Source organism: Kribbella sancticallisti (genome assembly GCF_039530625.1).
GTDB classification, from domain to species: domain Bacteria; phylum Actinomycetota; class Actinomycetes; order Propionibacteriales; family Kribbellaceae; genus Kribbella; species Kribbella sancticallisti.
Genome location: NZ_BAAAOS010000053.1, coordinates 112,205 through 121,549, shown reverse-complemented (window position 1 = coordinate 121,549; position 9,345 = coordinate 112,205). Strand labels below are relative to the sequence as shown.

Here is a 9,345-nt window from a genome sequence, read left to right as displayed (position 1 = left end):
CCGCCCCGTGGAAGAGGCCGACTTTGCCATGAGCCTCGAAGTAGCCGGATCCAATGCACATCCCGCCTGCAGGTGGCCGAAGGGATATCGGTCGTCTCCCGCGGCTTCATCCCCCACGCCGACGACCAGCCGTTGAGTCTCCAGACGAGCTACTGCCCGATGGGCATCGCTCGTCAGGCCGTCATTCCGACTAGCTCAGCTCCCGGGAGGTCCTGCGGTCCTGGCGGCGAGCGGCTGGAGCCTTCGGACCATTAATTGGCATCGCGCGCGTCGATCCAGACTGATGATTTGCCAACAAGCCGCTCGGCCCTGATTGCCAGGAGATGTATCTCGCGATCGACATCCTTGCCGCCGAGAATGAGCTCGAGACGCCTGGCGAGAGAGACGATGTCGGCGGCGTCTTTGCGGCGCTGGGCAACCAACTTGGCGGCCAACAGGAACTCGTCGGTGGCGTAGGTGATGTGCAGACCAGGCGCATCACTGCCTTGTAATGCGTCTTCCGGCAGTAGTGGCATCCACGGGCCGGCTCTCGGGTGTTCAACCAATCTTCGGGGAGCTTGAGGTGGCTTGCCATCGCGCGAGCTTCGTCGACCACGGCCCCGTCGCGCGTGATGGCGTCGATATCCTCCGTACGGCGGGGGTTGTCATTCGAGGTGACGGCAATCGCAGCGCCGTCGACGACAAAGACTGATGCAGAAATGCCGCGCGTTTCAGTCGCTTGTCGAGCTCTGAGAGGAGATCGACGATTCAGCGGCGGTGAATTCGGTGCGCGTGTCGCTCATGCAGTCACCAAGTCGAGCAGGAACAAAGACATTCGCCCGCGCCGAGTAGACCGGAGTCTGCTCGATGATCTCGTCGCGCTCCAGGAACGGATGCTCGGGAATCCATGGATCCGAGAGAGCTTGACCTTGCTCCATGCGGGTGGGTCTTCGCCTGCTGCCTCGAACTCGTGTGTAGTCAGGACGGCAAGCAGCGTATTGAAGCCCGCCTGACCAGTCGTGCTCGGTGCTGGCTCCCAAGCAGCTTCGGAGCCATCGTGACGGCGTAACAGTAGGCGCAGGTGGTCGCGGCCCTGCAGCAACATCCGCCACGCCCAGGCCTCATCGCTCGCCTTGCGAATAGCCGTCGCGGTAGCCGGGGCAGTCATGATCCGAGACTCACGCGCCGTATGTGGGGCCACATCGTCGAGCGGGGCTCGTCGACCTGGCAAGGCGTTTGCCTGCACGTCTGACGTCACGTGCCTACGCCGAGGGAGGTTCGCCAACTAACGCGATGCTGACGGTGTCCTCCGGAGAGAGTCCCGCCAGGTTTGGCGGCTCGCCTCCGCTCCGCGCCACGAGAGCCTCAACCGCCTCTTTGAATCCCTCGAGACGATCGGTGATCGACAGGAAATCGCCACTGACATGGTCAACCTCGACCGTGATGAGCCGTTCGTCGTCCGGCGGCAGCAGCATCACGGAGATGCTCGCCTCCGTGACATCCGACCAGGGGTAGCCAAACGTCCTACCGGAATCGGTCAGCCAGACTCCGTTCTCGTCAACGATCACACGGTCGGTCACCTGCGTACCGTACCGATACGCCATGGCGATCGCCTCCGCGCTCGGCTGGCGCCAACTGACGTGCGACAGGCTAGAAGTCTGTCCACGTGTGTCGGAGCAACGCAGGGATCTGTCGATGGCAGAGCGTTGAAGTTCAGGTGCGGTGGCTCCGTATCGCATCCACCAGAGCCGTGCGCACCAGTACGTGGGCGGGAGGAGGAAGTTCCTCAAGGCCGAACCATCCGATGTCGTCGTGCTCCTCGGGGGCGACGTTCGCCGGCGTTCCCTGCCAGTCACGCACAAGCCAAGCGCTGAGGAGTGCCGGGTCTTCTGCGGGTCCTGCGGTCAGTCGACACAGATGAGTCGCCGAGCCTGTCGCTATCTGCACGCCGAGTTCCTCGTGCAATTCCCGCGTGAGCGCGCCCAGTTCTGACTCGCCAGCCTCAATGAGTCCACCGGGCAAATCCCACACGTCCGGGAACGCACGTTTGTTCGGACTCCGATGCACGAGTAGGACTCGATCTTCACGAACCAGCGCGCCGATGACGACCTTATGCATTCGCGTATCAAAGCATGGACATCCGACAAGCGAACGTCCGCTCAACCGCGATCCGTGCTTTCGGCTGTCGCAGATCACCTGGCGGACGAGTGTCGAGCATCTGTCGACGGCGGACAACCAGCTAGATCGGCTGTCGTGTGCCACCTGACGTCCGACGTTTCCGTGCCGGCTGATGGTTGACACTCTCGTCCAGGAGACCGAGGGTACGTCGCGCGTCCGCTCATGCCGATCGGCGGTCGCGCGCCGCCCTTAGTAACTCACGTCGTCGGCGTCTTCCACTTCGCCGACGTGCGGAGACAGGAACCGGTCCGGGTGTGGAGCAATCGTTCCGCGCTTCATGACCCAAGTGACCCAACGATTCTCATCGCCGCCACTTTCGTCGTCTTGTATGTAGAGGACGCCGTAGGACCACGGAGCAGCGGTTGCGACGTCTCGGTAGACGTCGATGACGGCGTCCTGCCGGTGGTTGCGCAGACCTGACAGCAACACATGGCATGAACCGTTCATGACGCGTAGGTCCGCGAGCTGGAGGTCATTGCGGACCCGAGCAAGGACATCCACCACTGCGTTGTGGGTCGCGTACGTCAGGCAGTCGGCTGCCTCGCAGCCACCGTCGAGTGAATCTCGGACCGTCACCCAGCCGTGGTACTCGAACATGAGCGCAGTCTTTCAGACGCCCTTGCAAAGTGGCCGCTACTGCCGCGTTCCCCGCGGTCATGCCGATGACAACCATCAGTTGGCACACGACTGTCAAGCATCAGCCGTCACAGGACAATCAGCTGGATCGGCTCTCTGCCGAGTTTGGCTCTGATGGATCAAGGCGCGCCTCCGGCGGGGGCCTCACGACTCCGGGATGACGGGCCGGCCGGCTTATTGGTTGAGGGTCGGGGGTGCGGGTTCCAGGTCAGAGCGACCTGCAGGCGTGGACTTCGGACCTGATGCGCTGCGATCCTTGCGAGATGAGCGCCGACGGACCGAGCCGCGCCGCAGAGATTGCGTTCTGGGGCGGAGCCATGGCTTTGAGTGCGGTCTTTGGGATCTGGAGCCTGATCGATGGCGATCAGCGGCTTGGGACGGTCATCCTCATCGCGATGCTTCCCGGTGCGGTGAACCTACGTCGACTCGTTCGAACGGCCGGCCGAGGCGAATCCGACCGCCGGAGTGGCGTCTGAGTCCGTGCCCTCTAAGTCGTGGTCGTTCGCGGTCACTCGCCGGGGCCGTGGCGCAGGGAACGTCCACCGGACCAGACTCGTGTGAGCAGCTCGGTCGCCGACTTGCTAACGCCTGTGCTAACACGGCACCACCGCTGACGGGTCTGGCCCGTCGTCTTCGGCGTCCTGGTCCTCGTCGATCTGGGCAGCAGCACGACTCCCAGACGGTGAAGGGTGCCGACACCGTCGGGCGCGGGTCCCTCGGTCAGAATGTGGCGATCGGGTTGACCGGGCTGCCGGACGTACCGGCGAACCGGACCGGTGCGACTGCGAGGTGGAAGTCCCACTGGCCGAGCTCGGCAGCTGTCGTCGCGCACGCCTCCAGGTCGCAGTTGTCGAGCAGCCACAAACCCATTGCGACGAGGCTCACGGCGTGAACCGGCATCAACACGTCTTCGTACCCCGACGGCTGAACGTCCTGGGGAGTGTCGGCGCCGATCAGCGCGACCTCCCGTTCATGCAGCCACGGCAGGCAGGACGCGTGCCAGCCGGCCTGCGTGAAACCGCTGGCCGCACCGGCCTCGTGCCGGGCGCGGCCGTAGCCGGTCCGCAGGAGTACCGCATCGCCGGATCGCACCCGCACACCCTGGCGTCGCTCGGCCTCCTCAAGATCGTCGGGAAACACACCCTTCCCCGGTTCCAACCACGGCACATCACGGACCCTCGCAATGTCCAGCAGGACACCCCGCGTGGTGATTCCGTTCGCCGCCGCCGTGACCGCCGCCCATGCTGATCCCGTCGCGGCGTCGACCAACGAGTGCGACCGCCCGTTGTACATCGTGCCGTCCCAGAAGAGGTGGCACGGCGAGTCGACGTGGGTGATCGTGTTGCCGTGGAAGAAGATCCCGAGCCGCTCGTTCGAAAAGCCCCAGCGCCGGTCGTTGTGGAATGCGGCGGGCATGTGCTCGGCACCCGGCATGTCGGCGGCGCACGGGCATGTCGTCGTCGACCGCTCCATTTCTTCCGGTACGGCGACCTCCCACGCGCAGGACACGCTTCTGCCGTGGCGCACGGCCCGCGCCGCCGCCAGCCGGATGTCGTCGGTGATGTGGTTCAGAGTGCCGAGCTCGTCGTCGTCGCCCCACCGTCCCCAGTTCGACAGCGTGTCGAAGTACCCGAGCACGTCGTCCTGTGTGGGCATCGGTCGTCCTGCCGTCATCGCAGCATCAACTCCTCGGTTCACGCGGTTCGAGGCACCGCAGGCAGGGTATGCCGCCCTCCCTTTGACATGCCAAGGCCCGCTAAACTGGCATGACACCGTGGAGCAGCCGACGGAAACGCCGGGCCGCGTACCACCGACGCGATGGATGGCGATGCACAAGGAGCGCGAGACCGTCGCGCACAAGTACAGCGACTGAGATCGGAATCGGGGCGACCATGACGACCCACTAGGTGCGAGCGCACTCTCACTCCGCGATCCGCGCGGTCATGCTGATGTGCGCGTGGAGATTCGAAGCATCGTATGGGGGTCATGGTTCGGGTGAGTAGCGCGAGTTGGCGGCGGTAGCTCCGTACTGGTCAGGCAAGGACGGCCACCGCTGCGAGGCCCATTCCGACCATGTCGCGTGCTTTGGTGGGACGGGTGGAATCAGAGAACCTCGCAGTTCTTCGGCGTCCGGCGCTTGAAACTGAGCCCGCCACTGCTCGAGTTCGACGTCGCTCATGTGGAATGTTTGATCGGGCGTGGCCGCGAACCGACTGGTGACCCGGCTGCGTTGCTCCTCGTGGTCAATCGGCAGGTAGACGACTTGGCTACGCGCGCCGACGACACCGGCGATCCAGCGGAGCGCTGACCGCTCGTCCTTTCCCCAGAACCCGAAGTCGAAGACGACATTGGTGCCCAGCTCCGCGGCCCGCATGCCGAGCTGAACCAACTTGCCTTCAACGAGGTCACGCTTATCTGGTGGGTTTTGATCGCCGAACAGCACGATCTGCCACTCGTCTGGCGTCAGCCGTAGGGCCGGCGCGCTGATCTCCAGCTCTTTCGCGTGCGTTGTCTTCCCCGCGCCGGGAAGGCCAACGATCAGATAGACAATTGCAGGTCCGACGCGCGGATCGGTCGGCTCGGGGTGCTTGTGTGCGTACATGCGGGCTCCTCATGGATGAAGGGGCCAGGCAACGCGAAAGGGCCGCCCGGCAGGAAGCCGGCGGCGCGGAACCGAGGAACTACCTACAGACTGTCCCAGCGCCGTCAGCGAAAGCGGCGGGGGGAGTCACGGATGCACCGGCGCACATGCCTGCAACTGTACCGATGATCGATCGGGTCGCCCGCGTCCTCCCAGAAAACATCCGCTCGTACCGCGATCCGCGCTGGGCTGACAGCGTTCCAACGGGCACGTGGCTCCACGAGCACCGCTACTCCCCACCCAGCCGCTGCCCGATCACGGGCTTGATAACAGTGGCCACGGGATCAGAAGGTTGGGGGTTCGAATCCCTCCGAGCGCGCCAGCAGAGCCCGAGTCATCTCAGGTGGATGGCCTGGGCTTTGTCGGGTGCGACAGGTCTAGAAGAATCCTGTCGCACCGCATGACGGGTGGTAACGCCTGGATCTGCCGGAGTGAGTGTCTTTCGGGGGCCTCCACGCTGTGCTGACTGCGGGCTGGTGCGCGGCGTTACCAGTTGATCGGGCGTAGCTCGGGGCCGACGATGTGGCCGTGGTGAGCAGAGGGGTGGTGCTCGTCGTGGAGGAAGTGCCCGGCGTACCAGATGACCACGTCGGTGGAGTCGATGGACTCGGCGGTCAGGTACTGGTCGAGGCGGCATTGGGTGTCCGCTGGTGGGCCGCCGACGATGCCGACGCCGTCGTCGAGTTCGGTGGACCGGTAGCGCAGGAACCACAGGTCGGCGACACCGTAGGCATCGGCGGTACCGTCCGCTGGTCCGGCTGAGATGGCGTAGCCGCGGCCGCTCCGGGCGTCGAGGATCCGCCAGCGACGGGCGAAGAACGAGCGCGTCCGCTTCGTTTCCCGGACGAGACGCCACCACAGGGGAAAGCCGGGGATGCTCAGGCCGCGTTGCTCGACGACGTCGTTGCCGGCGCCCTCGATGTCGAAATCCAGGCGCCAGTACACGTGGTGCTGGTGTCGCATGCAGGTCCGGGGATTGCGGGTCCCGGCGAACCCGAACCGCGGCGCGATGGTGCCGTCGTCGCGCAGTCGCCAGTCCGAGATGTAGCGGTACCAGCCGGCCTGGATCTCGCTGACGATTCGCAGCTCGCCGTCCTCGTAGTACAGCGCGACGCCTTGGAAGTTCCCGGCGTCGGTCCCGGACTCCAGGATCGTTGCCGGGGGAGACGTACACAGCCGCCAGCCGGGCCCGACCGGGTCGACACCGTCGGCGAGGAAAGGGTCTCCTGGTTCTGCCAGTCGCGGTACGAGACGCCGTCGTCGTAGACCACGTTGAGAATCGGCACGTGAGCCTGCCACAGCACGAGCCGGCCGCGATAGGTGACGTACTTCAGCTCCACGCCGGATCCCTTCCCCAGCTGGGTAGGCGCGGACGCGCGCGGCCGGACGACGACCAGGTTCCACAGCTCCTCGCCCCCGCGCAGTACGCGGACGCGGACCCAGTCGCGGCCTTCGTCGTGGGGCAAGCTCTCGACGCCGACCGGCAGTCGGTCCTCGCAGTCCCCATCGAGCGTGTGGAAGGGCCCCGGGTCCCAGTCCACTAGCCGGTCGCTGATGTCGACCGCAACGTAGCGGTGCGGCCGCTCGGCCCTTGGGTCGAAGACCGCTAACGCGATCCGCCGGACGGTCGTCCCGTCATCCCGCTCGACGTCCGCCAGCGGTGGCATCGGCTGGTAAACCACGACATCGTCCCGGTCTCGCAGCTCGGCGAATTCTCGGTCATCGCGGAGCACCTCGAGGGCAGCACCAAGCTCGTCGCCGGTCGGGTTCGGCCGGAACGCGCTCGGCGTCACCTCGACGTCGTCGCCGTCGAGCCGTCCCCTCACCTCGACCGATCGGTTCTCGCGCGGGTCGAAGAGCGTCGCCACGAATGGTGAGTTCTCGTCATGCTTACGCCCCAGCAGGGCCGGGCCGAGAACCCGTACGGCGCCTGGGTCGATGTCACCGAGGTGCTCTCGGACCCGGTCGTGGCGCACGAGAACATCCCGCCAGTGCACCAGCCGCTCGGTCAGTTCGTCTTCGTAGGCCTCGACGACAACCTCAAGATCCTCGGGCATGGTGGACCCCCCTTTTTTTGCTGCCCCCTGAAACGGTCAATACCTCGGAGGCGACCGAGCAGGGCCTGATACATCGCGACCGAGTACGCAGGGCTCTCGACCAACAGTCGCGGCCGGGACCACGACCGCCCACCAGCCTCGATGCCGCGCACACACGGTCTAGCGATGGGCGTCGAAGTATTGATTTGTATCATCTGGACGATGGGCATCAAGAATTACCTGATCGAAGGCGTTTCCGGCACTGGCAAGACTTCGGTCTGCAAAGAATTGCAGCGACGCGGCTACCACGCCATCAATGGGGACACTGAATTGGCCTATCAAGGCGATCCCGAAACTGGCAGGCCGGCGAATGGTCACACGCACGAGCACCACATCTGGCAGGTAGACAGAGTAGAAGCCCTGGTCGCCGACCAGGATGAGGCGGTGACGTTCTTCTGCGGTGGTTCCAGGAACTTTTCGAAGTTCATCGGTCTGTTTGACGGCGTCTTTGTCCTGGAGGTCGACCCTGGCACATTGGACCGGCGTCTTCGCGAGCGATCGGAAGACGAGTGGGGCGGAAAACAAGCGGAACGGGAACTCGTCCTGCGATTGCATCAAACGAAGGAAGACATCCCGGAGAACGGCATCGTGGTCGATGCCACCACACCGATCGCCCGCGTCGTTGACGAGATCGTCCGTCGAAGCGCGCTGCGTGATGCCTCGCTGGGGGGAGCGGATACTCGGCCTGTGGGCGCCGACGCAACGATTTCGCCGTTACTTGCGTGTCTCAAGCATGATGGCCATTAATCGCGGTGCGTGCTTGGGTCCTGCCGTCGTTCTCATCGGGTTTGTCCTATCGGCGTGTGGAGCCGAGGTGACGTCGACCTCTGGAGCAACCAGCGCCACGCCCTCCGCTGGGCCGACTGCGCCCCGTGATGCGGTTTCGAAGCTGATTCCGTCAGCGCCTGGGACGCCGGCGTTTCTCGACCGGGCGCGGGCCGTGGCGCAGGCTGTCCGGGCTGCGGGGATCCCGAAGCCTCCTGTCGGGATCTTCCTGTACTCGTCTCGGGTACCCGGCCTTGCCTTCGACACGACCGAGCAAAAGCTTGCCTGGACGGCCGGGCAGGTAGTCGTCGCACCGGGTGTTCAGCTCGGATCAGGCGGCACCTCCCGCATCGATTTCGCGGACGGGTCGAGCCGTCCGGTCAGCGTGCTCGACGCACAGCCTGCTCTGACTGGAGTGATCGGAACCACCCGCAGCAACTGCAGGGGCATCCCGGCATCGTCCTGCAAGCTCACGATCACCGGCGCTTCTTTGGGAAAGGCCAAGGTGGTCACGAGCAGCGGTCCTGCGACCGTGCCCGCCTGGTCCTTCACCGCGAAGGGTCTGTCGAGGCCGATCGTCGTCGTCGCAGCTCCTGAGGACGTGCTGAAGCCCATGGTCGAGCCCGTACCACCGCGGGGCATCGCCAAGTCGGCACCTGGCATCCTCGAGGTCCAGAGCCTCACCCGGGTCGAGGGCAGCGCGCTGACCTTCGTCCTCGGTCACGGAGCCTGTGAGGTTGACCTTCGAGCTCACGTCCTCGAGTTCGAGGACCTGGTGATCATCGGAGGGAGCTACGGTCATGCGTCGGGCGGAGGTGCCTGTCCTGCCATTGCGCTTTCGACACCAGCGGTCGTCACCCTGACCGAGCCGCTCGGAGACCGGGCGGTCATCAGCGCAACCACAGGCGTCAGGCTCACACCAAGGTAGAGGCGCCCGCTAACGAGCGTGCTGACGCCGTGTCACGTACCTCGATGCTGGCTCTACCAGGCGGTGCTGGACGGCGGAGTACGCACGTACGCGGTGTATCGGATGTGGCTCGGTGACCGGAA

Annotated in this window: 12 protein-coding genes; 3 read left to right on the top strand and 9 right to left on the bottom strand. The window is 65.0% G+C overall.

Going from position 1 to position 9,345, the window contains the following annotated elements; all coding sequences use genetic code 11:
• Window positions 1–251 precede the first annotated feature (251 nt).
• From ABD255_RS33205 to ABD255_RS33185, 5 genes are all read right to left on the bottom strand, one after another.
• Complete coding sequence (locus ABD255_RS33205) at window positions 252–515, bottom strand: hypothetical protein (protein WP_344220767.1); 264 nt, start codon at window positions 513–515, stop codon at window positions 252–254.
• A 195-nt stretch (window positions 516–710) separates the two neighbouring features.
• Entirely contained in the window at window positions 711–917 is a 207-nt protein-coding gene (locus ABD255_RS33200) for a hypothetical protein (protein ID WP_344220766.1), read from the bottom strand.
• 324 nt (window positions 918–1,241) lie between these two features.
• Window positions 1,242–1,559, bottom strand: coding sequence for a hypothetical protein (locus tag ABD255_RS33195; RefSeq protein ID WP_344220765.1), 318 nt, complete (start codon window positions 1,557–1,559; stop codon window positions 1,242–1,244).
• A 133-nt stretch (window positions 1,560–1,692) separates the two neighbouring features.
• The gene (locus ABD255_RS33190; RefSeq protein WP_344220764.1) at window positions 1,693–2,097 is read right to left on the bottom strand and encodes an NUDIX domain-containing protein; all 405 of its coding nucleotides are present in this window, start codon (window positions 2,095–2,097) and stop codon (window positions 1,693–1,695) included.
• A 249-nt stretch (window positions 2,098–2,346) separates the two neighbouring features.
• Window positions 2,347–2,754 carry an Imm7 family immunity protein gene (locus tag ABD255_RS33185; RefSeq protein WP_344220763.1) on the bottom strand — a complete coding sequence of 136 codons (408 nt, stop codon included), beginning with the start codon at window positions 2,752–2,754 and terminating at the stop codon, window positions 2,347–2,349.
• Between the two features lie 302 nt (window positions 2,755–3,056).
• On the opposite strand from ABD255_RS33185, the gene ABD255_RS33180 reads away from it, so the two are divergent.
• The gene (locus ABD255_RS33180; protein ID WP_344220762.1) at window positions 3,057–3,269 is read left to right on the top strand and encodes a hypothetical protein; all 213 of its coding nucleotides are present in this window, start codon (window positions 3,057–3,059) and stop codon (window positions 3,267–3,269) included.
• A 244-nt stretch (window positions 3,270–3,513) separates the two neighbouring features.
• Here the strand turns inward: ABD255_RS33180 and ABD255_RS33175 are convergent, their stop codons facing one another.
• From ABD255_RS33175 to ABD255_RS33160, 4 genes are all read right to left on the bottom strand, one after another.
• A complete protein-coding gene (locus tag ABD255_RS33175; protein WP_344220761.1) occupies window positions 3,514–4,449 on the bottom strand; it encodes a cyclase family protein in 936 nt (311 codons plus the stop codon).
• 328 nt (window positions 4,450–4,777) lie between these two features.
• On the bottom strand, window positions 4,778–5,395 hold the full coding sequence (locus ABD255_RS33170) for a P-loop nucleotide/nucleoside kinase family protein (RefSeq protein WP_344220760.1): 618 nt from the start codon (window positions 5,393–5,395) through the stop codon (window positions 4,778–4,780).
• A gap of 525 nt (window positions 5,396–5,920) precedes the next feature.
• Window positions 5,921–6,379, bottom strand: a complete 459-nt coding sequence (locus ABD255_RS33165) for a hypothetical protein (protein WP_344220759.1) — start codon at window positions 6,377–6,379, stop codon at window positions 5,921–5,923.
• Complete coding sequence (locus tag ABD255_RS33160) at window positions 6,313–7,491, bottom strand: hypothetical protein (RefSeq protein ID WP_344220758.1); 1,179 nt, start codon at window positions 7,489–7,491, stop codon at window positions 6,313–6,315. The genes ABD255_RS33165 and ABD255_RS33160 overlap by 67 nt, the downstream gene beginning before the upstream one ends.
• Before the next feature lie 165 nt (window positions 7,492–7,656).
• Between ABD255_RS33160 and ABD255_RS33155 the strand changes: the two genes are divergently transcribed.
• Both ABD255_RS33155 and ABD255_RS33150 read left to right on the top strand, forming a co-directional pair.
• Window positions 7,657–8,277, top strand: a complete 621-nt coding sequence (locus tag ABD255_RS33155) for an AAA family ATPase (RefSeq protein WP_344220757.1) — start codon at window positions 7,657–7,659, stop codon at window positions 8,275–8,277.
• A 193-nt stretch (window positions 8,278–8,470) separates the two neighbouring features.
• Entirely contained in the window at window positions 8,471–9,223 is a 753-nt protein-coding gene (locus ABD255_RS33150; protein ID WP_344220756.1) for a hypothetical protein, read from the top strand.
• Window positions 9,224–9,345 lie beyond the last annotated feature (122 nt).